Annotated in this window: 26 protein-coding genes and 2 pseudogenes; 10 read left to right on the forward strand and 18 right to left on the reverse strand. The window is 61.3% G+C overall.

Translation table 11 applies throughout. From position 1 onward, the window contains the following. Positions 1-116: 116 nt before the first annotated feature. Positions 117-869 carry a Crp/Fnr family transcriptional regulator gene (locus P9254_RS24880; RefSeq protein ID WP_164746644.1) on the reverse strand — a complete coding sequence of 251 codons (753 nt, stop codon included), beginning with the start codon at positions 867-869 and terminating at the stop codon, positions 117-119. A gap of 472 nt (positions 870-1,341) precedes the next feature. On the opposite strand from P9254_RS24880, the gene P9254_RS24885 reads away from it, so the two are divergent. Next, positions 1,342-1,545: a hypothetical protein gene (locus tag P9254_RS24885; RefSeq protein ID WP_245322467.1), complete on the forward strand. Its 204-nt coding sequence runs from the start codon at positions 1,342-1,344 to the stop codon at positions 1,543-1,545. A gap of 146 nt (positions 1,546-1,691) precedes the next feature. Here P9254_RS24885 and P9254_RS24890 read toward each other — a convergent pair. From P9254_RS24890 to ctaD, 4 genes and pseudogenes are all read right to left on the reverse strand, one after another. Next, positions 1,692-2,324 (reverse strand): annotated as a pseudogene (locus P9254_RS24890) (MBL fold metallo-hydrolase); the annotation flags it as partial. 135 nt (positions 2,325-2,459) lie between these two features. Beyond that, positions 2,460-3,125 carry a manganese catalase family protein gene (locus tag P9254_RS24895; RefSeq protein ID WP_278055719.1) on the reverse strand — a complete coding sequence of 222 codons (666 nt, stop codon included), beginning with the start codon at positions 3,123-3,125 and terminating at the stop codon, positions 2,460-2,462. A 10-nt stretch (positions 3,126-3,135) separates the two neighbouring features. Continuing rightward, the gene (locus P9254_RS24900) at positions 3,136-3,423 is read right to left on the reverse strand and encodes a manganese catalase family protein (protein WP_278055443.1); all 288 of its coding nucleotides are present in this window, start codon (positions 3,421-3,423) and stop codon (positions 3,136-3,138) included. Positions 3,424-3,689: 266 nt separating this feature from the next. Then, positions 3,690-5,348, reverse strand: a pseudogene (ctaD, locus tag P9254_RS24905) (cytochrome c oxidase subunit I). Between the two features lie 334 nt (positions 5,349-5,682). On the opposite strand from ctaD, the gene P9254_RS24910 reads away from it, so the two are divergent. Further along, positions 5,683-6,465, forward strand: coding sequence for a DUF2243 domain-containing protein (locus P9254_RS24910; protein ID WP_127325730.1), 783 nt, complete (start codon positions 5,683-5,685; stop codon positions 6,463-6,465). A gap of 833 nt (positions 6,466-7,298) precedes the next feature. Here the strand turns inward: P9254_RS24910 and P9254_RS24915 are convergent. The 5 genes from P9254_RS24915 to P9254_RS24935 form a co-directional block, all read right to left on the reverse strand. Beyond that, positions 7,299-8,666 carry a DegQ family serine endoprotease gene (locus P9254_RS24915; RefSeq protein ID WP_127239601.1) on the reverse strand — a complete coding sequence of 456 codons (1,368 nt, stop codon included), beginning with the start codon at positions 8,664-8,666 and terminating at the stop codon, positions 7,299-7,301. Between the two features lie 106 nt (positions 8,667-8,772). Next, on the reverse strand, positions 8,773-9,513 hold the full coding sequence (locus P9254_RS24920) for an ETC complex I subunit (protein WP_127213883.1): 741 nt from the start codon (positions 9,511-9,513) through the stop codon (positions 8,773-8,775). A gap of 72 nt (positions 9,514-9,585) precedes the next feature. Next, positions 9,586-10,092, reverse strand: a complete 507-nt coding sequence (locus P9254_RS24925) for an Hsp20/alpha crystallin family protein (RefSeq protein ID WP_127213884.1) — start codon at positions 10,090-10,092, stop codon at positions 9,586-9,588. A 91-nt stretch (positions 10,093-10,183) separates the two neighbouring features. Next, complete coding sequence (locus P9254_RS24930) at positions 10,184-10,663, reverse strand: Hsp20 family protein (protein ID WP_278055447.1); 480 nt, start codon at positions 10,661-10,663, stop codon at positions 10,184-10,186. A 748-nt stretch (positions 10,664-11,411) separates the two neighbouring features. Next, positions 11,412-11,633, reverse strand: a complete 222-nt coding sequence (locus tag P9254_RS24935) for a hypothetical protein (protein WP_095801819.1) — start codon at positions 11,631-11,633, stop codon at positions 11,412-11,414. Positions 11,634-11,909: 276 nt separating this feature from the next. Between P9254_RS24935 and P9254_RS24940 the strand changes: the two genes are divergently transcribed. From P9254_RS24940 to P9254_RS24950, 3 genes are all read left to right on the forward strand, one after another. Beyond that, on the forward strand, positions 11,910-12,257 hold the full coding sequence (locus tag P9254_RS24940; RefSeq protein WP_095801591.1) for a hypothetical protein: 348 nt from the start codon (positions 11,910-11,912) through the stop codon (positions 12,255-12,257). Positions 12,258-12,492: 235 nt separating this feature from the next. Then, entirely contained in the window at positions 12,493-12,750 is a 258-nt protein-coding gene (locus P9254_RS24945) for a hypothetical protein (protein WP_127213886.1), read from the forward strand. A gap of 880 nt (positions 12,751-13,630) precedes the next feature. Beyond that, entirely contained in the window at positions 13,631-13,858 is a 228-nt protein-coding gene (locus tag P9254_RS24950) for a polymerase (RefSeq protein WP_095801592.1), read from the forward strand. A gap of 108 nt (positions 13,859-13,966) precedes the next feature. Here P9254_RS24950 and msuE read toward each other — a convergent pair whose 3' ends face one another. The 5 genes from msuE to P9254_RS24975 all read right to left on the reverse strand — a co-directional run bounded on the left by msuE (position 13,967) and on the right by P9254_RS24975 (position 18,529). After that, positions 13,967-14,527, reverse strand: a complete 561-nt coding sequence (gene msuE, locus P9254_RS24955; RefSeq protein WP_278055449.1) for an FMN reductase — start codon at positions 14,525-14,527, stop codon at positions 13,967-13,969. Between the two features lie 89 nt (positions 14,528-14,616). After that, the gene (ssuD, locus tag P9254_RS24960; RefSeq protein WP_095825924.1) at positions 14,617-15,777 is read right to left on the reverse strand and encodes an FMNH2-dependent alkanesulfonate monooxygenase; all 1,161 of its coding nucleotides are present in this window, start codon (positions 15,775-15,777) and stop codon (positions 14,617-14,619) included. Between the two features lie 44 nt (positions 15,778-15,821). Beyond that, positions 15,822-16,670, reverse strand: coding sequence for an ABC transporter permease subunit (locus P9254_RS24965; protein WP_095825923.1), 849 nt, complete (start codon positions 16,668-16,670; stop codon positions 15,822-15,824). Further along, positions 16,667-17,461, reverse strand: a complete 795-nt coding sequence (locus P9254_RS24970) for a taurine ABC transporter ATP-binding protein (RefSeq protein ID WP_095825922.1) — start codon at positions 17,459-17,461, stop codon at positions 16,667-16,669. The genes P9254_RS24965 and P9254_RS24970 overlap by 4 nt, the downstream gene beginning before the upstream one ends. 60 nt (positions 17,462-17,521) lie before the next feature. Then, positions 17,522-18,529, reverse strand: a complete 1,008-nt coding sequence (locus P9254_RS24975) for a taurine ABC transporter substrate-binding protein (RefSeq protein ID WP_127213887.1) — start codon at positions 18,527-18,529, stop codon at positions 17,522-17,524. 180 nt (positions 18,530-18,709) lie between these two features. Between P9254_RS24975 and P9254_RS24980 the strand changes: the two genes are divergently transcribed. Both P9254_RS24980 and P9254_RS24985 read left to right on the forward strand, forming a co-directional pair. Further along, complete coding sequence (locus P9254_RS24980) at positions 18,710-18,985, forward strand: PilZ domain-containing protein (RefSeq protein WP_127248618.1); 276 nt, start codon at positions 18,710-18,712, stop codon at positions 18,983-18,985. 535 nt (positions 18,986-19,520) lie between these two features. Further along, on the forward strand, positions 19,521-19,832 hold the full coding sequence (locus P9254_RS24985; protein WP_127248617.1) for a hypothetical protein: 312 nt from the start codon (positions 19,521-19,523) through the stop codon (positions 19,830-19,832). Positions 19,833-20,056: 224 nt separating this feature from the next. Here the strand turns inward: P9254_RS24985 and P9254_RS24990 are convergent, their stop codons facing one another. Then, positions 20,057-20,302 (reverse strand): hypothetical protein, encoded by a 246-nt coding sequence (locus P9254_RS24990; RefSeq protein WP_245458904.1) that lies wholly within the window; start codon positions 20,300-20,302, stop codon positions 20,057-20,059. Between the two features lie 21 nt (positions 20,303-20,323). Between P9254_RS24990 and P9254_RS24995 the strand changes: the two genes are divergently transcribed. Next, positions 20,324-21,106, forward strand: coding sequence for a DUF7305 domain-containing protein (locus P9254_RS24995; RefSeq protein ID WP_245458903.1), 783 nt, complete (start codon positions 20,324-20,326; stop codon positions 21,104-21,106). Positions 21,107-22,249: 1,143 nt separating this feature from the next. Here the strand turns inward: P9254_RS24995 and P9254_RS25000 are convergent. After that, a complete protein-coding gene (locus tag P9254_RS25000; RefSeq protein ID WP_095825918.1) occupies positions 22,250-22,459 on the reverse strand; it encodes a cold-shock protein in 210 nt (69 codons plus the stop codon). A gap of 545 nt (positions 22,460-23,004) precedes the next feature. Between P9254_RS25000 and P9254_RS25005 the strand changes: the two genes are divergently transcribed. After that, positions 23,005-23,457 carry a DUF982 domain-containing protein gene (locus P9254_RS25005; RefSeq protein ID WP_245322461.1) on the forward strand — a complete coding sequence of 151 codons (453 nt, stop codon included), beginning with the start codon at positions 23,005-23,007 and terminating at the stop codon, positions 23,455-23,457. Positions 23,458-23,584: 127 nt separating this feature from the next. After that, positions 23,585-23,842, forward strand: a complete 258-nt coding sequence (locus P9254_RS25010; RefSeq protein ID WP_066995590.1) for a hypothetical protein — start codon at positions 23,585-23,587, stop codon at positions 23,840-23,842. A gap of 41 nt (positions 23,843-23,883) precedes the next feature. Here P9254_RS25010 and P9254_RS25015 read toward each other — a convergent pair whose 3' ends face one another. Further along, positions 23,884-24,636 (reverse strand): NYN domain-containing protein, encoded by a 753-nt coding sequence (locus P9254_RS25015; protein ID WP_066999207.1) that lies wholly within the window; start codon positions 24,634-24,636, stop codon positions 23,884-23,886. Positions 24,637-24,714 lie beyond the last annotated feature (78 nt).

The following is a 24,714-nucleotide window of genomic DNA, read 5'->3' on the forward strand; positions in this document are numbered from 1 at the left end:
CTCACGGGAAACCAGGTAGACTACAGAATCCATAAGCCCCTCGAGGCAGCTCTCCGTCGCAAAGATCACCATGCTCTCGAGATGCTTAGCACCTCGGTCAATCCCCTCGCGGGGACTCATAGCGGCGTCACGTTCTTTTCGTGCAGGTAGGTGGTGTAAAAGTCCCCTGCACGCACGAGTTCATTCCAGTCGACAACTTTGAGCCTTGAGCCCGAGGTGGATATCAGGCCATCGCGGCGAAGTTCCTGAAGCACTCGGTTGACGTGAACGGTGGACAGACCCAGTGCGTCGCCAAGCACGGCCTGGCTGACCGGAAATTCCGCCACGTGGTCCTGAATTTGGCCGACTGCATGGAGACGGACGATGAGCTCACACAGGAGGTGAGCCATGCGAACATAGGCCTCCCGCCTTCCGACATTGGTGACCCACTCTCTATATATCGCTGCATCGATCAGCGTTGAGCGCCAGAACACGTTGGCGATGGACGGGTGTTTGGTGCAGATGGCACGCAGCGCATCGTGGCGCATGAACCCCACTCGGGCCGGCGTTAGTGGCGCGAAGGTGCAATCCATAACCGAAAGATGAATTCCGTGGAGATCCGGGAGGTCTCCCGGAACAAAGATCGATGTGATCTGCCGCTTCCCCTCGCCGGTGAACTTCGCAGATGACACCAGGCCGTCCAGAACAGCGAAGGAATGAGAGGGTCGGTCGCCCTCGCGCACGATATCGTCTCCTGCCCGGTAGTCGCGCTCCTGAACCGCGATATCTCTCAAAGTAGCAATATCGGCTGAGGCAAGATCAGAGATGATCTGGAGCTTGCGAATAATCAGGTCAGAGCAAGAAGCTGGCAACACTGAGCTGATCGACATAAGCCCCAACCTCTATCGGGCCCCAATGTTCCCGTGCGTGAGCATGGCTCTTTGTTCCCCAAGTTTATTGCGCCTCAAGACCCTGGGCCGCCGATGGAGTCTGGTCCGTTGACGCCTTTGTGTCGGCTTCCCAGCCCGAAAAGACGACCGCCCAACGGGCCGGGGGTGTGGGTCGATGGTCGTCGGATCGCGAGGGACGATAGAGTCAGCAAACTGCGTTGCGATAGGCCCTTACACATGTGTCAATGGTTCGGGCTCCGAAGAAAATAGTGCATGTTCTGTGGCCCCCAACGTGGCCCAACGCCATGGCCGAGTCCGACCTCTTGGAATGATTTTTGCTGATAACGAAGGAACAGCTTTTAGGATCGCAGGTTCGGAGCCCGGCGGCCCCTCTGCTTCCAAGGTGCCGTCGTGTCGAAGGCACCGCCTGCCCGGCGTGGTCGGGCGGCCCGCTTGGGAGGAGGAGAAGGCCATGGCTTCAGCAAGACTGGCGAAAGGCGCGTTCACACCTGTCGATGTTGAATTTCTTTGCCAGATTCTCGAGCGCGGTTCGGTGGCAAAGGAAACTGCCGCGGAGCGAGAGCGCCGCGCTTTGCGGATAATTGCCAGCTACATGGCCGGCGTCACCGATGAGCGGCAGTTGATTGAGCTGTCTCACAAGCCGTTAGGACGGTAGCGCGAGCACCACCTGGCGACGCATCCTTTCAGCCGACAGCGCGAATACTCGAAGGACAGTGCTGTACAACAATTGTTGCCCGCTCCGACGGACAGGTTTTCTATCGCTCGCGATAAACCCTACCATTTTTCGCGGTTGCGGACTCGCTGCTGCGTCGCTACCTCATAGGCGGACTCCTGCCCGGTTGTGATGAACGCATCACCTACGATCAGTGAGCGGTCCGTCTTGCGCCAAAGGGAAATATGTCCCGGCGCGTGCCCTGGAGTGTGGAGCCACTGCCAATCTGGCATTCCCGGAACCGAGCCATCGTCAGGGAGCGCGTTCAAACGGTCCCCGAGATCGACCGGCCCGCATGGGAAAAGCGGTGAGAGCAACGCCATCAGACCTCCGCCCGCCCACGGGTCAGGCGGGGGTAGGACGCTGTTCCGTTCAGATAGGGATGTTCGAGCGTGTGCGCATAGACCGGAGCCCCCCACATCCGCGACAGTTCAACGACCGTTCCCACGTGTCGAACTGACCATGCGTCAGGAGGATTGCCGCCGGTCAGGCGTTTTTGCCGAAACGCGCCTCCGCGACCGCGACAATGGCGCCTCGAGAGGTTGGCAGACCGGTATCAATCAGCACCCAACTGGAGTCGCGGGGCCGGGCATACCAAAGAACACCGCATTCACGATCGAAAGGCGAAGGTAGGCAAGATCGGGCGCGATACTCCAGGCCCCATCGCCGCGGTCCTCACGTCCGGCGCGATCGATCTTGGAGAGGGGTATTTGAATTGTCATTAGGCCGCGTTGCCTTGTCACTTTGTCTCAGAGTCGTCGCCCCGACGGCGCAGGGAACCGCCGTGTTCGGTCGCGACAGGTAGTTTCGCTTTGCGCACGCGAATACTGTCTTGAGGGCGCCCAAACCTGCAGAGACTACCTGGTTTTGCGAGTAGCGGCCGCTGCCTGCGCCGGCGCCTCCTGGATGTTGGCGGCGCCGCCCATGTCACCGTTCTTGGTGCGGCCCGCCCCCGGTCCTGCTCCAAGATCGGCGCCGGTCATCGGATCGGAAGCCGGGTCCGAGAGCGTCCGCTCCGCCAGATTGGCCGCGACCTTCTTGTCCTTGGCATTTAGCTTGACAGTCGCCATCCCGTCGCCCCCGTCGGCGGGCATCACCTCTTCGAGATTGTCGATGCGGTCCCATTCGCCTCCCGAGTTCCAGGGTCCCGTGGCGTCTCCTTCGCCCTGCGAGGTGTTGACGTACATGCTGGCATATTTCTCGATGCCCGGGAGTTTGCCCGTCGGGAAGTTGTTCTCTATCGCGTACAGCGCTTTCTCGAAGGACTTCTGGTGGGCGACTTCGCGCGTCATCAGAAAACCGAGGGCATCCTTGACGCCGGGATCATCGGTGATGTTGATCAGTCGCTCGTACACGATCTTGGCACGAGCTTCGGCCGCGATGTTGGAGCGCAGGTCCACCGTTGGTTCGCCGCGAGAATCGATATAGGCGGCGGTCCAAGGCACTCCGGCCGAGTCGCACAATGCGGGTCCGCCGCCAAACAGGATTGACTCCTTGGCCGTTGTGCCGCTGGCGCCAACCATCAAATACAGCTCAGCTTTCCTTCATCTGTCCCTCGGCAAGGTGTGCCTTGAGTCCCTTGTTCAGCATTGTGACAATTGACCCGACCACCTCGAGGTGGCTTAGTTCTTCGGTTGCGATGTCGAGCAACATGTCTTTTCGACCGACATCATCCTCGCCCAGCCCTTGGACGAAATAGCGCATAGCGGCGGCCAACTCGCCATCGGCTCCGCCGAACTGCTCCATTATCATGCATGCCAGTTTCGGATTCGGCTCCGACACACGGACGGTGTATTGCAGTCGCTTATTGTGCATGAACATGAGGTTTCTCCAGGGTTGGGGTTCCCCGAACATCCTTGGATCAGAAATGTTCCTTGGCGCTGGTCGTTCTGTTTGGCTATCAAGTTCGTGCATGGCGATGAATTATCCGCGAGCCCGACCGGGGATCAGGAACGGCTCGCTAGGGGCCCGGTACTCTCCCGGGCCAACACCAACCCCGTCGTGTTGGATGCTGATTGAGGGCCACGAGAGCCAGGGCATTGGCTGCAGGGACCGTCACGCATGGGCGCCGAAATCGCCGACCCGGGCTATTTAATGATCGGGAGCCTGTCCCATTGATGGAACGGCGGTGGCGAAGGCAACATCCACTCCAGGGACGTGGCTCCCGGACCCCAAGGATTATCGCCGGCCTCCCTTCCTCTGTAGAAGGCGTCGACCACTCCGGCCAGGAAGAACAGTACGCTCGCGGCAGATATGTAGGCCCCATAGGAAGAGACCATATTCCAGCCTGCAAATGCATCGGGATAGTCTATGTAGCGGCGCGGCATGCCCGCCAAACCTAGAAAGTGATGCGGGAAGAAGACCAGATTGACGCCGACAAAAGTCGTCCAGAAATGCACTCCCGCCAGTAGAGTGTTATACATATACCCGGTCATCTTCGGGAACCAGTAATACCAGCCCGCGAAGATCCCAAAGAGAGCTCCCAGTGAGAGTATGTAGTGGAAATGCGCGACGACGAAGTAAGTGTCGTGCAATTCACGGTCGAGCGCAGCATTGGCCAGCTGAACGCCTGTTACCCCACCGATTGTGAACAGAAAAATGAATCCCAACGCCCAGAGCATGGGCGTTTGCAGGCGAATCGATCCGCCCCACATCGTGGCGATCCAGGAGAAGACCTTAATACCTGTCGGCACCGCAATCACCATTGTCGCGAAGGTAAAATAGCGCTGCGTGTCCAGGCCAATGCCGCTGGTGTACATGTGGTGCGCCCAGACGACAAACCCTATCGCGCCGATCGCCACGATCGCCTAGACCATGCCGAGATAGCCGAAGATCGGTTTGCGCGAAAAGGTGGATATTACCTGGCTCACAATGCCGAATGCCGGGAGGATCATGATGTAGACTTCCGGATGACCGAAGAACCAGAAAAGATGCTGGTAGAGGAGCAAATCGCCGCCCTGGTCCGGGAGGAAGAAGGCAGTGCCGAAGTTCCGGTCAGTCAGCAACATCGTGATCGCGCCTGCCAGAACGGGGAGCGCGAGGAGAAGAAGGAATGCTGTAATCAGAACCGACCACGCGAAGAGAGGCATCTTGTGGAGCGTCATGCCGGGCGCACGCATGTTGAAGATCGTGGTGATGAAATTGATCGCCCCGAGGATGGATGAGGCCCCGGCAATGTGCAGCGACAGAATGACCAGGTCAACGGCAGGCCCAGGATGGCCCGACGTCGACAGCGTTGGGTAGAGGAACCATCCCGTTCCTGCACCATAGCCTCCTGGTACGCTGGGCATGAACAGCGACATCAAGAGCAAAATGAAGGCAGGCGGCAGCAGCCAGAAAGAAATGTTGTTCATCCGCGGGAAAGCCATATCAGGAGCCCCGATCATGAGCGGTATCATCCAGTTGGCAAAGCCGCCGATCAGACCGGGCATCACCGCGAAGAAGATCATGATAAGGGCGTGTGCTGTCGTGAATACGTTGTAGAGCTGCTTGCCTGCATCAATGGCCGTGGCACCCTCGAAGCCGTATACAAACGAGGCCAAGCCAGGAAAGATCTGTATACCCGGTTCCTGAAGTTCGATGCGCATAGCGACTGACAGGAGCATGCCAATGATGCCCGCAAGGATCGCGAAAATCAGATAAAGTGTCCCGATGTCCTTGTGATTAGTTGAGAACACCCATCGGGTGACTCCTGCCGGCTTGTGCGCCGGAGCCGGAGTATCGGCTTTCGCCGATGAGGCTGGCATAGTGATCTCCTTTGAGCAGGCAAGCGCGTCCCAACCTCGCATTGACGGTATTGTTCCTGATGATCAGCCGTAATCTCCAAGCCAAGGGAACAACTCCAACCCCGGGATGTTCGGGCAAACGGGCTGAACAGGGAGCGACGTCTGATGCTCGAAACTATTGCGGCAGTGCTAGTACTCCTGGCTGTGGTCGGAGGCCTAATCTGTGCGTTCTGGATTGAGGCGAGCTATGGCGTCCACGGGCTGACCGAAGACATTCCGGCTGCGCCAGTCGACGACCTCAGACCGAGGTTGCCGGTCACCCCTCGTCCGGCCACTTTGAGGTAGGGCGCCAGTCATGCGCTTGAACTGGCCAGCAATCAATCGGAAGGCCGTTGTCGGGTGGCTGCTCGTTGGCTTTGCGCTGGCCGGCTTTTTCGACGGCATCGTTCTGCATCAGATCCTGCAGTGGCACCACCTCCTGTCCGGCCTTCGCGAACCGGCAGGATCAGACTTGCGCTTCCAAATTCTGGCGGACGGCCTCTTTCACCTGCTCATGTATCTGTTGTGCATTTTGGGCACGGTGTTGCTCGTGGCGGCTCGTGCATCTGGCGCGCGCCCCGGCACGACGAGCGAAATTCTACGGCTCGCCTTGGCCGGGTTCGGCATCTGGCACATCGTTGACGCGGTCATCATTCATTGGCTGCTCGGCCTTCACCGGATCAGGATGGCGAGCGAAGTGCCCCTGGCATGGGACATCGGATGGCTGGTTATTTTTGGCATCTTGCCTTTGGTGCTCGTTCTCCTGATGCCCAATCGGGGAGGACCAGCACGGGGCGCGGCGGCTGCTTTGATGAGCGTTGCCATGCTAGCTGGGCTGACTGCGGGCGCAGGCCAGCGCTTCGAGGGTGCAACCCACACGATCGTCGTCTTCCGGGAAGGTCTAAGCCCGGCCCAAATGATGCGAGCCGTACTCGAGGCGCGGACGAACCTAAAATCGACAGATAAAGGTGGGACAATCTGGGTGGTCGACGAGGTCTCTTGGGCCGGCCTCATAACGCTTCACGCGGAAGGAGCCGTTCTCGTCAGCACAACGCCGGTCGCCGCGGGCTGCCTGGCCTGGTCTGCCGTCAAGGTCTGATGCGGGGCGCAGCTCGGCGAGTAGAAAAGGATGAGGCGCCAATCATTTCGTGGCGGTCGAGAAAGAGGCGGTAAGCATGCGCCCGCCCCCGTAAAAAACAAGGATTCCATCGCATACTCGAACTAAGGCGCCATTCGCAATCGCGTGACGAAGAAGCTATTTGCCGCCGCCGCTGCCTAGACTACATGCTGGGAATGCGACTCGAACCGCTGGGCGTCAAGCGAGAGCCCGGGAAGCCCGGTGCAGCAATCATGGCGCGGATAGCCGGCACGACGTTCCCAACGCTGCCCGGCGGCCTGTGCCGAGCGTCTTCGCGATGATGTGTGCTGCCTGAGACATTACCGGCCAGGTGAAGTTGGCGAGCACACGCTACGCCATGCGACCTCAAACGGGGGCGGTCCTGCCCGAGAAACCGGATCACAAAGAAAATGTTCCGACGCCGAGGAACACCTCGCATTCGGGTAAGTTTGGGGCCCGGCGGCGCTATGCCCTCCGCTGTTTGCCGTGCGCTGCCGCGCGGAGCCCCTATCCTCCGCAGGCCCGCTCCTGCATGGCATCAGGGGTGGGCCGTTCTTTTGGTTGCCTTCGACATGATCGCTGCGCTCGATCAGGGGAATCGAGCAGGAGAACGGCGTCAAGCGTTCCGTTAGCGGGGGATCGCTGATGGCGAACGCCTACTTGCCGGTTCCCAACGCGCTTGATGGCGAGAGCGTTGGTCGAAGGGACTCGCCGTCCGTCATCACCCCATGCTCGGTGATGTAGGCAGCGAACATCCCGACGGCCAGAAATTGGAAGAGCCCGCTCTCGAGGGAAGGTCGAGCGGGCTCCGGAGTTTATCGCACAACCAGCAGAAGACGCCCCCCGTCACGGACCAGCTCCAAGGCCAGTATTGCGCGCTGGCCAGCGATCGCACTGCGCAAATCGGACACGGAAGAGACCGGCTTGCGGTTGACCGCCACGATCATGTCGCCGGTCCGCAACCCCGCTCTCGCCGCCGGGCTAGCGGGTTCGATGCTCTCGATGACGACCCCGTCCGCGCCTGCCCGCTGGGCTTCCTCGGCCGAAGCGTCACTCATCTTGGCGCCCTGCAGGAGGGTGCCTGCCAGCGTCTCCGACGCGCTTTCCTGTGCAGCGATCGTCACGTCGATCGTGACTTCGCCATTAGCGCGTTTGACGGCAAATTTGACAGTGCTTCCGGCAGGGGTGAGGCCGATCCGGTTTCTGAGGTCGGTCGTGCCTTGCACGGGATGTCCGTCGATCGCGGTGACGACATCGCCGACCTGCAATCCAGCCTTCTCTGCCGACGAGCCGGGTTCGACATTGGCGATCACCGCGCCGCGGAGGTCTCCGAGTTGCAGCGCCTTTGCGAGGTCCGGCGTCAAATCCTGGATGCCGATCCCCACCTTTCCGCGCCGCACCTCGCCGTGGGCGATCAACTGCTTCATCACGGAAACAACCATGTTACTCGGCACGGCGAAGCCGATGCCGACATTGCCGCCGGCTGGACTGAGGATAGCCGTGTTGATGCCGATCAGCTTGCCGTCCAGAGTAACCAGGGCGCCGCCGGAATTGCCCGGATTGATCGAGGCGTCGGTCTGGATGAAATCCTCGTAACCCTCGATGTTGAGTCCACTGCGGCCAAGCGCGCTGACGATGCCGGAGGTCACGGTCTGGCCGAGACCGAAGGGATTGCCAATTGCCACGACATAGTCGCCGACCTTCAGGGCGTCTGAATCGCCTGTCTGTATCGCCGTGAGGTTTTTAGCGTCAATCTGAAGCAGCGCGATATCGGTGTCCTTGTCGCTGCCGATCAGCTTCGCCGGGAATTGCCGGCCGTCCTTGAGGGTGACCGAGATTTCGCTGCCGTCCCCAGCGACGTGATTGTTGGTCAGGACATAGCCCTTCGCCGGATCGACGATCACGCCAGAGCCGGCGCTCATCCTGGCCTGCGGCAGCTGCTCCGGCCCGAAGAAGCGCCGGTAATTAGGGTCGCTGTAAAGCGGATTGTCTTCCTTGGGGGCTTTGGAAACGACCGCGATATTGACGACGGCCGGTGTGACGCGCTCCAGCATGGGCGCAAGCGTCGGCAGGCTGGATGCTTCAGCCGGTGCCGCCGTTTGCGCAGCAACGGGAGCGAGGCTGAAGAAAATGGCCCCCATCGCAACGGCGACGACGCGGAGGTTCGATGTGAGAGCGAGCATTGTTTGCCTCCCTGACCTGGTGTTGTCACTCCTGTCTGCGGGGCTACGCCCGCGGGGTTGAAAAAGCGGGCCCGGAACTTGCTCCAGACCCGCTCGTAGGCACACCTCATGCCGCCTTGCGCATGCCTGAATTGGCTTGGTCAGCCGCAACCTCCCGTTCGAGCGCGAGCAGCGCCTGCTGGACCTCGTCGAGGCGCGAGGGGCGGTCGTTTTCAGGCATGCCCTCATTGGTCGCCAGATCGATCAGATACTCCGTCCAAGCCCAGTTCATCAGGATCGAGCGCTTGGCCTCCAGCGTCAGCTTCGGATCGCGGGCCACGCCCATCGGCGACGTCCAGCTTTCCGGACCGGATGGATCGTTGCGGTTTGCAGCGCCGTCGAGGGCGCACCCGTAGCTCTCCTGAAGCGCGCCAAGTCCGAGCCGGTCGAGTGTCATGTTGGAAAAGCCGTAGGTCGACCTTCCGGGCTTGGCAGGCCTGGTCGCCCCATCATCAGCCTGCTCCGTCGCATTCTGAACGACATAGGACAACCCCTGTCGCTCGGCGTAGCGAACGGCCGACTCCAGCGTCGGGAAGTTCAACTCGACCTGGGTCAGCGTATCGCGGCTCCCGGTGTAGCCCATTAGCGGCTCGACAAAGGGCGCGGTGCGCCGCTCGAAAACGAGACGCCAGCCGCGCGTGCGGGCCGTGCCGGAAGTCGTCGCCGCGCGGGACGGCTTGTAGATCCGTGCGACGGCGTCGCCCGGGAAGGTCGAGCGTCCCATCGAAAGGGGCTTCTGCCGGTTGTCGTTCGACGACCACCCCCGCGGGATTGGTGCTCTGGTGGATCTGTCAACCTGTCTCTCCATCGTTCATCCTCCCTGTCTGGCATGGATGCTGCCGGCGGGGCCCTACAGCCGGCCGCCGGCGCCTGCCACGCGTCAGCTCTTGATGGCGATGCGCTTTCCCTGCGACTGCGCCTTCTCGCTCTTGGGCAAGGTCACGGTCAGCACACCATTGCTGAAGCGGGCATCGACCTTGTCTTTCTTGACCTCGTAGCCGAGCGGGAGACGGCGCTCGAAGCGGCCATAGAAGCGCTCGGAGAACTGCCTGTCCCTGTCCTCCGTTTCGGAACGCTTCTCGCCCTTCAGCGTGAGTACGCCGTCGTCGAGCAGGACTTCGATGTCCTTCTCCTCAAGACCGGGCACCTCGGCCGTCACCTTGACCTCCGTCTCGCCGTCGGAAATCTCGACGCTTGGCCAACCGCCGCCGAAGGCGGAAGCGCCACTGAAGGCAGGTAGGGTCGAACCGAAGCCGCGGAAGACATCATCGAACAGCCGGTTCACCTCACGATGCAGCGCCAGCAACGGATCACGGTCGCCAGCGCGGAATAAGGTCGCCTGATTGCCGTTGTCGCGGCCCCAAGGGATCAGATCTCGAACGCTCATTTTTCTTCTCCTTTCGTTCGTTGTGACAATGCACCATTCGGCGCCGGGCTCATGACCCGGCGCCCGCGCGCGAGTGCGCTCGCGGAATGCCTTAGGCGGCCGGCTTCTCAGCCTCGATCTGCTTCGGCGAGGAGTTCGGCGTCGCCTTGCCGCTCGTCGCGATTTCGATCTGGCGCGGCTTCATCTCTTCAGGAACTTCGCGCTTGAGATCGATCGTCAGCAGACCGTTGACCAGGCTGGCGTTCACCACCTTCACGTGGTCGGCCAGCTCGAAACGGCGCTGGAACGCGCGACTGGCAATGCCTCGATGAAGATACTGGCCATTCTCCTCGCCCGCCTTGTGACCGGACGCCATGAGCGTGTTCTGCTCCTGGGTTGGGGTCAGATCGTCCTGGCTGAAGCCAGCTACCGCCATGGTGATGCGGTAATCGTCCTCGCCGAGCTTGGCGATGTCATATGGAGGCCAGCTGTCGATGGTTTCGCCGCGGCTCGCGGCCTCAAGCGCGTTCAGCATTCGGTCGAAGCCGATGCCCGACCGGAAAAGTGGGGTGAAATCGAGAGTGGTTCTCATAGCCACATCCTCCTCTGAGCAACATGGGTACAAGACTGACGTCGGCGGATGCTGTTGCATCCGCCCGACACGCCGGCCCCCAAGATGGGCCTCCGGCGGAGTACGATTTAGTTCGGCGGTGTCCGTGTTCAAGAGGCCTGGCAGAAGGTGCCAATCCGGAGGGGCGCCGACATCAATAGGAGACGCGCCTTTCCGGTTTGGCTTTCCGCGTATGGTGAGGTCGTAGCCTGCGCGGCTCGGTCGCTTTGGGGCCACCGTTTGCTCCCGTCCAGGGAAGCCGAATAGCCTTTTGCCCGCTTCCTATGAAACCAGCGCACAAGCTTGAGCTCTGCGAGAATCAGGCTGCAAGCAGGCCGCCGATAGCGCTGCAACGCGGCGCTGCTTTTCTCCTCGATCATGCTGTTGGCCAGTTGTCGCGGCGGCAACGGCCTCGGGGCGAGCCGCGGGCGGCGCGGAACCGGTCGGCGCTGACACTTCGGTCCGGCTCAGGCTCGCCGGCGGAAGCGCCTTGTGGGCTTTGACCAACGCCTCCAGGCGGCAACGGCAAGCGGCACCGGGGCGCGACCGTTGAGCCAGTGCGCCACATCGGCCGGGGCAAGACTGAGTTCCTCAGCCAGGTCGGCTGCATCCCACCACCTTCATGCATTCTCGCAATCGCCCCGCAATCACACGACCCTCATCTGCATCGGCGGCTCGTCGATGCAGCGCGGGATCTGAAATGATTTCGCCTGCTTGGCGAGCTTTCGGTTCAGCCCTTGGCCGGCGTAGCCGCTGCCGATACCTGCTGCGCCGCCAGGAACATCAGTGTTGAGGCGGCGGTGCGGCGTCTCCAGCCGGCGGTTTCGGCCGCGTCGAGCAGTCCAGCAAGCAGCGGCTGCAGCGCTTCTCGGCACTCCGCCTCATATGCGAGGAACTCGCTCGGCACATGTGTCGGCGTCGGGACTGGACCGGTGCCGCTCATCACATCCATGATGGCCTCCCAATCTTTCCTGAGACCCACTCCCGGAGCGGGGCTCGCGATCTTGCGCATCTCGAGCTAATTTTGCCTTCTTCCAATTTCAAGAGGGTGCCGCAAATTTTGGCGCTCTCGATCGTAGAGTGCTAGTGCGCTGAAAACATGCGGTAATTCGATCGCGAGGGCCTTGAATTCGCGATTGAGCTTAACAAAATTAACGGCTGTCGGCGCCGCCGGGACAGTTGAGAAATTGGCACCCGAAACAAGGAGTTTTTGATACGGAGGACAGAAATGGACCGACAGACACTTTCGCCGATCATTCCTTCCCTTGCTCCCGAAATATCAGACCTTTCGCTCGACCGGTTGCTGTCGCCGGCCAGGCATTTTCAGCACCCGCAGGATGTGCTGGAGGACGGCTCACTAGATATATGGGAAAAGCGGGCGATCCTGTCGTCGTGGGCATCCGACGCTTGCGCCGTGGAATCCATGCCGGCGCTGCGCCAGCCGCCGGGCACCGAGCGGCCGGTCTCCTTCGACGACATCATGGATGCGCTGCGCCGGCTCGACGCGGCTGCCCCGCTGCCTGACGGCTCCGGCGATGAGGACCACCGGCAGCTGGTCGACCGGCTGAGCGCGTGAGGCGATCGCGTGCTGCCGTCAGCGGGAACCCGCTATAGGCAAGAAGGGCTCCGAGTCGGGCGACCGCACCGTATCCGGCTCGGACTGCCCCGCTCGCGTTCGTCCTCATCTTTAAGAGCATTGCAACAATTGTGAGCGACGAGGGCATGGGAGCGGATATAAGGCTTCTGTTGTCGCCCGCAGTATCGACCGGACACGGGCGCTGAAGTCAATTCAACTCCACAGGGAGAGAGCCATGACCAGGCGCTCTGCTAATTTCATTTCCGCTTTTGAATTTGAGATCATCCGAGAAGTCTTCCGGCGTTCGGTCGTAGAGGATTGTCTTCCGAGACAAGACTGGGAAAGCCGTGCAAATGGGCTTGTCCGCAGCTTCATAGGCGTTCAACCTCCGGCCGAGGTCATCGCCGCATTGCTCAATTCCATGGGTCGACAAGATGCCCGCCGACCGGAGCCGGCGGGCTACTCAAGCTGGCTCAATTCCCCGCAGCCCTGAGCTACAAACTGCCCAGCTCCGTCTCGTTGCCCGCTCGTCAGCCGACCTGCCCTCGCCGACGGCGTAGGCGTCTGAGGTCATTTGTTGAGGTTTTTTCGGGCTGGGGCCGGGCGAATAGGTCAGCGTGATCCGCTTGCCGCCGCAGACCGCGCATTTCATTTTCGGCCTCAAGTCCCACGTCATTGCGGGAGCGTCAGGGCCGAAGCGGTCGCGCAGCGCCGGCGGATCGAGCCTCTGATGGCGATGGCAATCGAGGCAGCCACCGGTAACAGCCATGCCCACGTCGATGCGTCCTTGCAGCGTCCGGCCGTCATGTTGGTGGTTCAAGGCAGGTTCGACCTTTCGGCTGAATTTCCATGTATTAGCAGATGCGCATGTATTCGCGCGCCGGCCATCTATGTCTCCTGCCGGCCAAGGCCCGGTGGCCGCACCCAAACGCCGCACCCAAAGGCTACCGGGCCGCAACTCGTCTGATCGACGTTGGAAGGTTCCAGCCTTGCACGGCACAGCTACGGCGGCGGAGCCCACGGCGGTTCGAGGGCTGGTGATCCTAAATAGTGCTGGCGAGGAACAACCTGTCTTCTTTCGCCGTGGCGATAGCTCTGGCGATAGCCGCGCGATGCGCCTACGCGCTCACTTGGTCTCCAGGCGCCAATGAGTTGCTGGTGCGCGCCCCGTGGGGCTTAGAGGTTTAGCTCCGCCGTGTAAGACCAACGTCCAACCTTCCAACTCAAAGGTCGCATCGACGAAACATATTGCCAGCTATGCCATTGGAGTCGGGACTGGCGAGTAACATGTCCCTTCATCGTCAGTCAGTTGTTGTGATCAACCACCCGCCGCGACCTGCGAAGCGGCGGGTGTTTCATTGGGAGAAACCGCTGTGCAACTGGGCGAGATGATTGCCAACCTCTGCGCCGCCATCCTCCTGATGTGCCTTGTCGCCACTGTGTTCCTGCTGGCAGGCAAGCCTCTCTGGCCTGATGAAGGGGCGAAGATGGTAATCCTCCTGCCGCCGGACGCCATGACGACCGCGTCAGTCGCGAGGCCAACGCACGCGCGTCTACCTGATCACGTCGATGCCGGTCTGGTAGAGCCAAGGCCCGATTAGCGCCCCTGGGCGAGCGCAGTCTCGGGAGAAGCCCGCGCCGCCGCGCCCGCTTGCCGCGACCCGGAAGGCGAGACGCTACACTTCCCGCTGAAGCACCGCGGCATGGATCTATTCGGCGGCTATTCTGAGACCGGATTTGGTGGCTAGCAGAACCGCGGTTTCATCAACCGCCTGCGCCGCTCGCTTCAGGATCAGTTCGGACCGAAGCACACCATCGGTGAAGTCTTTGTCGGTCGCGTACACGGCTGTGGGCAGCGCGAAGGCCTCGAAGAAGCCAAATAGCGGCCTGAGTTGATGCTCAACGACAAGGGCATGGCGCTCGCCGCCCCCGGTGGCTGTGAGAAGCACGGGCTTACCTCTCAAGGCCGTTGGATCGAGCAAGTCGAAAAAATGCTTGAACAGCCCGGTATAGCTACCCTTGTATGTCGGAGAGCCGACGACGAGCATGTCCGCGGCGACAACATCTGCAACTACGGTTTGGGCTTGCGCGTCGAGGTCGCGCTGCGATTTGGCGGCCCCCAGCGAGGGACCGACATCCTCGACATCATAGGTTCGATGGGAAAGGTGGTGGCGGCCTGCGATGTTCTGAACGACGAGGTCGACGAAAGCGCGGGTCTTCGAGGGTCGGCTGAAGTTCCCCGAAAAACCGACGATTGATGGATTTGACATAAGCCGAACTCCGATGGTCAAACTCAGATGTAAGCGGGCCTGGCACGGCACCAGCGATGCTGCGCGCACCACTTCTCTCCTCGACCTGCCTAAGACGCCGCTACTCGGACGCCCGCGCCCCGGCCGCGCCCAAACTCCAGATCCCAGCCGCGCTCCTTAAGGGGCAATTCACCCTGCAGTCCGAGCCGTGGAAACAGCAGCTCGGCAACATTGAAAGCTTCCTCCAGATGCGGATAGGCCGAGGCAATAACCGTCTCCACCCCTATCTCTTGATATTCGCGAATGCGGGCAGCAACGCTTTCCGCACTCCCGACAAGCGCGGTGCCGGCACCCCCTCGGACGAGACCCAATCCGGCCCATAGATTGGGAGCTATAACCAGCTTGTCGCGGCGTCCCTGGTGCAGAGCGGAGATGCGCTTTTGCCCGACCGACTCCGAAACCTTGGTGAATTGATGCTGGGCTTCAGCGATCACGTCGTCGGTGACGCGGCTGATCAGTCGATCCGCCGCCGCCCAGGCCTCCTCCTCCGTTTCACGCACGATCAGGTTTATGCGCAATCCGAAGCGGATTTTGCGACCTTGAGCCGCCGCTCGTGCCCTGACTCTATCGAACTTCTCCTTCACCTGCTCGACGGGTTCACCCCAACTCAGATAGACGTCCGTGTGTTTGGCGGCGACCTCGATGCCCGCCTCCGAAGACCCGCCGAACCAAAGTGGCGGATAGGGTTGCTGGACCGGCGGGAAAGATATGTCGATGCCGTGAGCAGATAGATACTTGCCCTCGAAGTCCGCCGGCTCTCCGGACAGGATACGGCGCCAGATCGTGAGGAATTCATCAGTCTGGGCATAGCGCTCGTCATGACCGAGCTTGTTGCCGTCGCCGGCAAGGTCGGCAGGATCCGCCCCGGTAACGACGTTGAGCAGCACCCGGCCGCCGGAGATGCGGTCCAGCGTGGCCGCATGGCGCGCGAACAGGGCCGGCGTCCCGCTGCCCGGCCGCAGCGCCACCAGGAACTTCAGCCGTTCGGTCAGCGGGATCAGCCCGGCGGCCACGATCCAGGCGTCCTCACACCGTGTACCCGTGGGCAGGAGCACGCCCTGGAAGCCAAGCCGATCGGCGGCTTGCGCAATTTCCTTGAGATAGCCGAAGGTTGCCGGCCGGTGCCGCTCGTCGGTGCCGAGATAGGGGCCGTCGCCATGGGTCGGCAGGTACCAGTAGATATCGAGCGGGCGGGTGCTGTTGCCGGACATCGGATTGTCTCCTTCAATGATTGCGGAATCTATGGGAGCAAGCCTCAGAGCTTGCCCTTCCAGGGGATGAGGCGATGTTCCAGCCAGCGCATGCCGCTGGTGAAGGCGAAGGCGAGCACGGCGATGACGATGAGGCCAACGAACACGACGTCAGTCGCCAGGAAATTGGCCGCCGACATGATCATGTAGCCGAGCCCGGACTGGGCTGCGATCAGCTCGGCCGCGACCAGCGTCGACAGTCCGGCGCCGATGGCGATCTTCAGGCCGGTCAGGATTTCCGGCAGAGCGGACGGCAGGATGATGCTGGTAAAGAGTTGCAGCCGGCTGGCGCCGAGCGACAGCGCGGCGTTGATGCGTTCGACGGGCACCGACCGCACACCCGCCTGTGCCGCGAAGCAGATCGGCGCGAAGGTCGACAGCGAGAGCAGAACGATCTTGGAGGTTTCGCCGATACCGAGCCATATGATCAGCAGCGGCAGGTAGGCCAGCGGCGGCAAACCCCAGTAGAGATCAATCGGCACGCTGAAGATGCCCTTTACCCAACGATTGAGCCCCATGAGCAGGCCAAGCGGAATGCCGACGAAAATGCCGATGCCGAGGGCCGCGGCAATGCGGCCAAGGCTTGCCAGCGTGTGGTCGAGCAGCGTGCCATTGGCATAGCCATCGGCCGCGACGGCGTTGAACTGGGTCAATACGTCGGCCGGCGATGGCAGGAAGAGCGACGATGCCCAGCCGAGTTGCGCTGCGAGTGCCCACAATGCGATCAGCCCCGCCACCGTCACCAGGCTGATGCCGAACGTGCTTGCCGATGCTGAGCTGCGCGGCCGGGGAGACGGCCTCAGCTGAGCCGTGGCGGGAGGGAACGGGGTTCGGGAATTGGCGGCGAGCGTCATTGCAAGGTTCCTCTGCGGGCGCCTTCCGGCTGGTGGATGAGCGAGCGGATTTCCTGCCGCAGCTCGATGAAGCGCGGGCGGGACAGGATCGGCCCGATATCGCCGCTTTCGGCGAAATCGCGCACGAAATCGGCATCGAAGCGCGCGATGATGCGGCCCGGCCGGGGTGACATCACGACGATGGTCGTGCCGAGTGTGAGGGCTTCCTCGATCGAATGGGTGATGAACAGGATCTGCTTGCCGGTCTTGGCCCAGACGGAAGCCAGAAGCTGCTGCATCGTCTCGCGGGTCAGGCTGTCGAGGGCGCCGAATGGCTCGTCCATCAAAAGGATTTTCGGATCGGTGGCCAGCGCCCGGGCGATGCCGACGCGCTGGCGCATGCCGCCCGACAGTTCGTAGGGCGGCTTTTCGGCGAAATCGGCGAGCCCGACCAGTTCAAGAAGGTGCCTCGACCGCTCATGGCGTTCGCCGCGCGAGACGCTCCGGTACTTCAGGCCGAGCGCGACGTTGTCCAGCACATTAGCCCAGGGCAGCAGGGTGTCTTTCTGGAACACGACGCCGCGATCGCCGCCCGGCGCCGCGATTTCGCGTCCGTCCAACGTGATCGTGCCTTCGGTGAGCGGCAGGAAGCCGGCGATCGCGTTCAGCAATGTCGACTTGCCGCACCCGGAAGCGCCGACCGCGACAACAATGGAAGCGGGAGCGATATCGAGCGACACGTGATCGAGCGCGTGTACGTGCTGGCCGTCGGAACCCGGAAAGGTGACGCTGGCATCGCGGATTCGAAGCATGGTGGCCTCCAGGCGATCTGGCTGGCGTGCCAGCCAGATCGGCGTTTCCTTCAGGGATTGCTAGTTCGAGGCCTTGGCCACTGCCGCATATTGCGGATCGGCGAAGGCCGCGTAGCTGTCCTTGATCGAGGTGATCTTGTGCTGGTCCTTCAGGAAGCCCGCGGTGTCCTTGAGGATTTTCGCCACCGCGCTCTTCTCGCCGCCGCCCAGCCATTTGTCTGAGACCTGTTCGTCGAGCGGCGGGACGACCGTCGTCTTCAACTGCTCCGAATTCTCGGCCGCTGTGCCGCCCTGCAATTTCGCGATCAGCTTGGCGCTCTCGGAGTCTGGCCCCCAGGCGGCCGGGTTGCTCAGATAGGCCTGGTTGTAGCCGTCGATCAGCCTGACATACTGGCCGAGGAACTCCGGATTGGCCTTGGCGAATGCGCCGGTGACGACCAGCGCGCTGAAGGTGGGCGCGCCGCGATCAGCGACTTGGCCGGCCGTGAGCAGGACCTTGCCGTTCTTCTTCAGCTCGGAAAGCGCTGGATCCCAGACGAAGCCGCCGTCGATGTCGCCGCGCTTCCAGGCCGCGACGATCTCGGGCTGCGGAATAGCGATAACCTGGGTTTCCTTCTCGGAGATGCCTTCCTGCTTGAGCACCGCGAGAAGCTGGTAATGGTCGGTCGAGACCGGCGCCGCAGCAAGCTTCTTGCCGCGCAGGTCCGCCGGCGACTTGATTTCCGGCCGCACCACCAGGGCCTCGCCGTCGCGCGAGACGGACGAGATGTAGAACGCCTTCACGTCGAGGCCCTTGCTGACGGCAGCCGAAAACGGGCTCGATCCGACATCGCCGATCTGGACATCGCCGGATACGATGGCGGCGAAGATGTCGGCGCCGGAATTGAAGCGGCGGAATTCGATGTTCCATCCGGTCTTCCTGGCAAGGTCGCCATTGGCGATGCCAAGGTTATAGGGATTAGCCCCGGTTTGGTAGGCAATGACGACCTTCTTCTCGTCGGCATGAGCCATTCCAGAAGTGGCCGCCGCTGCGAGCGCGACCAGGGCGGCGGAAATCAGTTTTCGCATGAGATCGATCCTTTGAGCGGAGGGTTCACCCCTCGATTGCCCGCTCCATCTGAGCGTCGGCTCAAAATCTACTTAGTTTATAGAATTAGACAGGAACGATTTTCCGAATGACAAGGGGAGAGCGGAAAATTGGCTCTCATCTGGGTCGTCAGCCGGTCCGACGCGTGATCGTGCGGAGAAATGGAAAATCGCCGAGAACGGCGACAGCGCGTCCTAAAAGGCGCGGCGATCATCAACGGAATCACGAACTCCGAAATCAGTTGCACGATCCGAAACCAGAACAATGGCGGCGCTGAACTTAAGGTGGCCGTCGAAGCGCGTGTGCCTGAACGTTTCGTCTTATATGTGCCGACCGACGGCGTCGCCTACCAGTCCGTTTTGCGGTGGCGCAGGAACGACCGGGTTGGTGTCCAATTCACCGGGACATTGCCAAAACCCCGTCTTCACTATGGCTGAAGCAAGCATCGTCAGAACTCACAGCTAGCTCAAGCCCGGTGAGCCAAATTGCTGACGGCTTCCTCAGCGGAATTCTACTAAAATCCTAACTGGCGGCATTAACGCCGGGCTGGGAGCTTCGGTCGGATCGAGCGGTGGCAGCGCAGGTCTCGGGGCCACGGTAGGCGACCCGACTGTGATCGACTCCGGCGCTGGCGCGACGGTAGGCAAGACCAAGATTTTGAAGGCCAGGATTGGTGCAAAGGTAGGCGGTCCTAATACCTTGAGGGCCGGAGCTGCCGCAACTGCCGGAGGCTCAGATGGGATCGCGACCGGTCTGGGTGCCACGGTGGGCGGTCCTAATACCTTGAGGGCCGGAGCTGGCGCAACTGTCGGAGGTTCAGATGGGATCACGACCGGTCTGGGTGCCACGGTGGGCGGTCCTAATACCTTGAGGCCCGGAGCTGCCGCAACTGTCGGAGGTTCAGATGGGATCACGACCGGACTGGGTGCCACGGTGGACGGTCCTAAAACCCTGAGGGCCGGAGCTGATGCAATGCTGGGTGGTACAAAGGGCGTAACACAAGGGCTCGCGGCGACGACCGGTGACGCGAACGTGTTTGGCTCTGCAGCCGATGTCGGAATAAGCGGTGTCACAGCAGGTGCCGGGACCGCAAGGCGTCTGAGCAGCCTGTCCAATCCCACCAATCCCCCTGATCCGAGCAACGCGAGAATGGTCAGTGTCGTCGGCGACATGTCCGGCGCACAACTGGTCCGGATGAAAAAACGCTGCGTGGACGTGCTCAGCAGTCAGGATACTTATGACCGCGACTTACGACAGCTCTGTCAGCTGATCGCGCATCGCTAAGGCATACGCCGAAACGGAAGTGAACTAGCCGCTAGGCGGTATAACACTCTCCCGCCCGGCAGGTCAGAAGGCTCGTTGCCAAGCGACGGGCCTTTTGCTTGTTCCCACAGGCTTCGGACCCCTCCTGGGCCAATAAGCATTCGTTCAACGCTTGTTCTTAAGCGGCGATGCACGAGCCTCCTGAACCCCATGCTCGAAACCGGCACAGATGAGGACGCCGCCGCCTATGCAGGCGCGCTGGAAAAGATCGCTGGATCCGACACGGCGACGATCACTGCTGCCGCTACCCAGTCGGCGACCGACAACGGCCTCGGCAATGGTACTATCACCGTCCACGCGCCGCCGACCTCGGGGCCGAACACGGCCAAGAAGGCGGTGGAGGTCATCCTCAACCAGAACCTTGATCGCATCTTCACTTCGATCTTCTCCGAGAGCAAAGTGCCGGAGCGCGCCAGAGCGGTAGCGCTCATCACCGACGCTCCAAGGCCTGTGTGCTGGCGCTCAATCCGTCGGCCTACCAGGCGGCGCTCTTCTCGGGCAACACCAGCGTCAAGCTGACTGGGTGCTCGGTCATGTCGAATTCGGCTCAGTCCGATGCCGTCAAGGTGCAGGGTTCGGCGGCGCTTCAGGCCGACTGCCTGATCGCGGTCGGCGGCGTTTCGCTCAGCAACCCGGTGACCACCGTCTGCAAGTCTCCGATCACCCAGGCCCTGCCGGCGTCGGACCCCTTCTCCAGCCTGCCGGCACCGGCGGCTGGCAACCCGTGCAAGACCGTCAACGGCAGCAAGTCGTCGCAAACACTCCAGCCCGGAACTTACTGCAGCGGCATGGACCTCAAGGGCAATGTCACGCTGCAGCCCGGCACCTATGTCGTCCAGGGTAGCCTGAAAGTGAACGCCGGCGCGGTCGTATCCGGAACCGGTGTGACAATGTTCATGTCCGGCAGCAACACCGTCAGCATGAACGGCAACGCCACGGTGACGCTGAGCGCGCCGACCTCGGGCACCTATTCGGGCGTGCTGTTCTATGGCGACAGGACTGGCACCAGCACATCAAGCACCTTCAACGGCACCGCGAGCTCGCTTCTGACCGGTGCCATCTATTTCCCCAAGCAGCAGGTCAACTACCTGGGCAACTTCTCGGGGAGCGGCGGCTGCACCCAGGTCGTTGCCGACAAGATCCAGTGGTCCGGCAGCACGACCATCAAACAGAACTGCTCGAGCCTAGGGATGAAGGACATCCCGTCGGCCCAGTCGGTTGCAATCGTCGAGTAAGGCTGTGGTGGCGGCAGGTTCCAGCCGAGGCCATAGCCCTGGCTATGTAAGTTGCCTGCCATTCAGCGGCCAGAACGGAAAGAGTACGAGAGCGTGGTGACGCTCCATAAGCCGTCGACGAGAAGGCGCCTCTGGCGACCAGCCGAGTTGAGGGCTCTCGACGTTGATCTGAAACCTTATCGACGGTCCCGCGTTGGCTCCTCACGATTTCGGGACCAGGAAATAAAATGCAAGGTTTGAAGCGGTCGTGCTGGACGGGAGCCGACATAGACGAGTTTGCGGCAAAGCACGGCCTGACAACCAGGCAGGCCGAAATTGTGATCCAGAGCAACGGTCCGTCCAAGCGCAAATGCGACCTGGCAGCCGAGGCGTTTATGGCCGCGCTCAGACAGTGCAGTTGTTCGCGCGAAAAAGGCGCGAGAAGATCCCCTCTAAGGTCGGGAAGCAATGATAGCCGTAGGGTTTGAACTATGTCCGGTGAAGCCGCGACCTCTCACAAGGTCGCGAGCGAGGACAGACCGGAGGCCGCAGCTACCAAGATGACTGGCCGGGCCGTTGGAGACCGGCGCCCGAAAGTCCATGGGTTGGGTGACTGACGAGGCCACGTAGCTCGCCTTCAAGTGGAGCTGGGGCGACCCGGCCTGGGCGGGGAAGTCAGCGGGACTTGGGCGTATCAGGCCGGGCCTCTTACCCCGTTCAGCGAGAGGGCAGATGCGCACTTTGCGCCGCCTTTGTAGCGAAAATTTCTAAGACTTTGCCCCGGCAAACGGCTCGTCCCAGGGTGCCCGGATCGTTTCGCTGATACAGCTTAGCCGTGCTTACGCCCGTTCGTTCGCTTCTTCGCCGTCGGCGTGGATATATTTGTTGCCTCACTGGCAAGCCTCGCCAGCCTTAACCGCTCGGTCTTCTGTTCTCGGGCGGCGGCTTCACCGTTGACAATTTGGCGGGCTGCCCTGGTTGTGGCGTCCTGCTTCGTTTCGATCGCGGTCGGTTTGGGTTTGAATATTCCTTGCGGTATTTCAGGGTGTCGCACGATGCGGTCTCCAACCAGGAAAAGAAAAAAGGTCGGGCTTGCCCGACCTCTCTCATCTGCGCTCTGTGGCCAATGCCAGTACATCCGTGGTCAACGGCCCGCGCAACAATTTATGCGGCTTGCAGGTTCTCGGCCGCGAGTTTGCCGTTGCGGTTGTCCTTCACGAGATCGAAGCTGAGTTTCTGGCCCTCGACAAGTGAGCGCATACCCGCCCGCTCGACAGCGGAGATGTGGACGAAGACGTCCGGCTGGCCGCCACCCTGCTCGATGAAGCCGAAGCCTTTGGTCGCGTTGAAGAACTTAACGGTTCCCGTATTCATGGCGATTTCCTTTCAATCATCCATAGAAAATTGCCTGCCGTGCAAGACACACGGCAAACAGTTCAGATCGATTTTGAGAGGAGAAGATCGCCGAAGACGCGTATCGCGTCAGAAACAAAGTTCGACAGACAAGATCGATATTTGCAACATAGGCCCACTCTGTCTTCTAAGCAAGGCGCGGCCGGAAATAATTCTTCACTGACGGACGAGCTTCCAACTGGCGAGGCGGTTCTGGAATGACACTCGGCAGCTGATTGCGTAATCCACCATCCGACCTGGATGGCGGGACGATCACCGCGAGTGGCGGATAGACGCCAGGCGTTGAACAGAACCAATCGTTGCGTCCGCTCGTTCTCCATGCCAATTCCCCCGCGGAGGACTACCTTAAGGAAAGGAAGGGTCACCTCAGGAAAATCGAACAGGTGTTCAAGTCGACCGGCAAGAAGACTTGGAAATGCACTTCATCGAAGGGCCTCGCTTGGAAGTCGGCGGCCTCATGCTCTCAAGTCCGGCTTGCTGGCGGCCTGCCAGGCGGTTGAGCACCCATGACATTGCCCGGCCGGCTCTTTGGGGAATGGGCGCAGGAGCTCGAGCACGATAAGACGCATAAGCTGCTCAGCAGATCCTCGACCAGGAGAAACACCTCGCGTCAAGAAAACGGCTTGACGGCGAACTGGGAGGTCCCGCGCGAATTGGGGCGGAACGTGGAATTGCCTCGCTATCCAGGCGTCGATGCCCTAAGGACAGCGATGCAAAATCCCAAATTCACTCAGCCGGTGACTGTTCGGGCCAGTGCTCAAGGCGCCGAGACGATCATCACTGACGTTTACGAATGCTCGTCATTTCTGCTTCGGAAGTGGCCGGGCAAGCGTGGACCGTCACATCGCGCCGCGCTCCAGGCTTGCCACGATGCCAGCGCGGACAAAAAGCCCATATCGAGCGTTCGGCGGGCGTTCGCTTTGGCTGCGCGCGAGGCTGGTATCCTGGTGGGGCAATAACGGAGCGGGCTTGCCGAGGGACACGCGGGATATATCTATCCGCACGCCGAGGGTAGTTACCTGGCCAACCGACATGAACAGACGACCAGCGTGATGCCGTTTGCAGACAGGTCAAAGGAGGTCCGCCATGTCAAACCCGTCACGGGCATTCTACACAAGTTCCAACGGCGACCGCTGGCTGGTCGTTAAGGTCGGCGAGCGCGATGAGATTTTCGTGAGGCATGAGCCAAACCGGGCCTCGGGCGGTCAACCCTCCGAGGTTGACATCGAGACGTTCATGGCCCGCGGGCCTGGCTCGCCCGAAGGCGAAGCCTTGATCGATCTGCTCGACCAGCTGCGCACCGAACAGGACCGGGCGAGCATGGAAAAGCCAGACGGTCGATAAATAGCCAACCTGCAAGGACTCGGATAGCTGCGCCGTACCGGTCACGTCTTCCGCCCTCCCCTCCGCGCTGCCTGCGGTTTGATTCTGATGCGCAACGTTCCGCCCTCCGGGCGGTCGATTTCGAACGCGTTCGTCTTGCGGACGAGATCGCTCAGCTTGCGAAAACCAAAGGTGCGGGGATCGAAGTCGGAGGCCAGATTGGCAAGCTGCGTGCCGACCGCACCGAGCGGAACCCAGCCATCCTCGCTTTCCATCTGCGCGATGATCTTCCGAATGATCGGCACGGCCGCTGAGGGCGGTTGCAATGGCTTCACGCTCGATACCGCCTCAGGTTCGTTGCCCGGCGCAGACGGAAGCAGATTCTCGGTATAGACAAATCGCCTGCATGCCTGTCGGAAACTCTCGGGCGTTTTCTGTTCGCCGAAGCCGAAGACGTCGATGCCCTGCTCGCGGATGCGGGCGGCCAGCCGGGTAAAATCACTGTCGGAGGAAACCAGGCAGAAACCGTCAAACCGACCGCTATGGAGGAGGTCCATCGCGTCGATGACGAGCGTGATGTCCGAGGCGTTCTTGCCTGTGGTGTAGGCGAACTGCTGCTGGGGTATGATTGCGTGCTTCGAAAGAACGTCGGCCCACGCTTTCGAGCGCGAGCTTGAAAAATCGCCGTAGATGCGACGCACGCTGGCCTCGCCAATCTTGGCGATCTCCTCGAACAGCCCATCGGCGATCTTGGCCGACGCATTGTCGGCATCGATCAGGACGGCAAGGCGCGGCGACCGCAGCTCGGACGGTATCATAGAGCTTCCCTAGCGCTGTTCATGCGACCTGAAGTTTTTGCTCTCAATGTCAATGATGTCGCCGCAGTTGGAGCA

The organism is Mesorhizobium sp. WSM4983, from assembly GCF_029625765.1.
Taxonomy (GTDB): domain Bacteria; phylum Pseudomonadota; class Alphaproteobacteria; order Rhizobiales; family Rhizobiaceae; genus Mesorhizobium.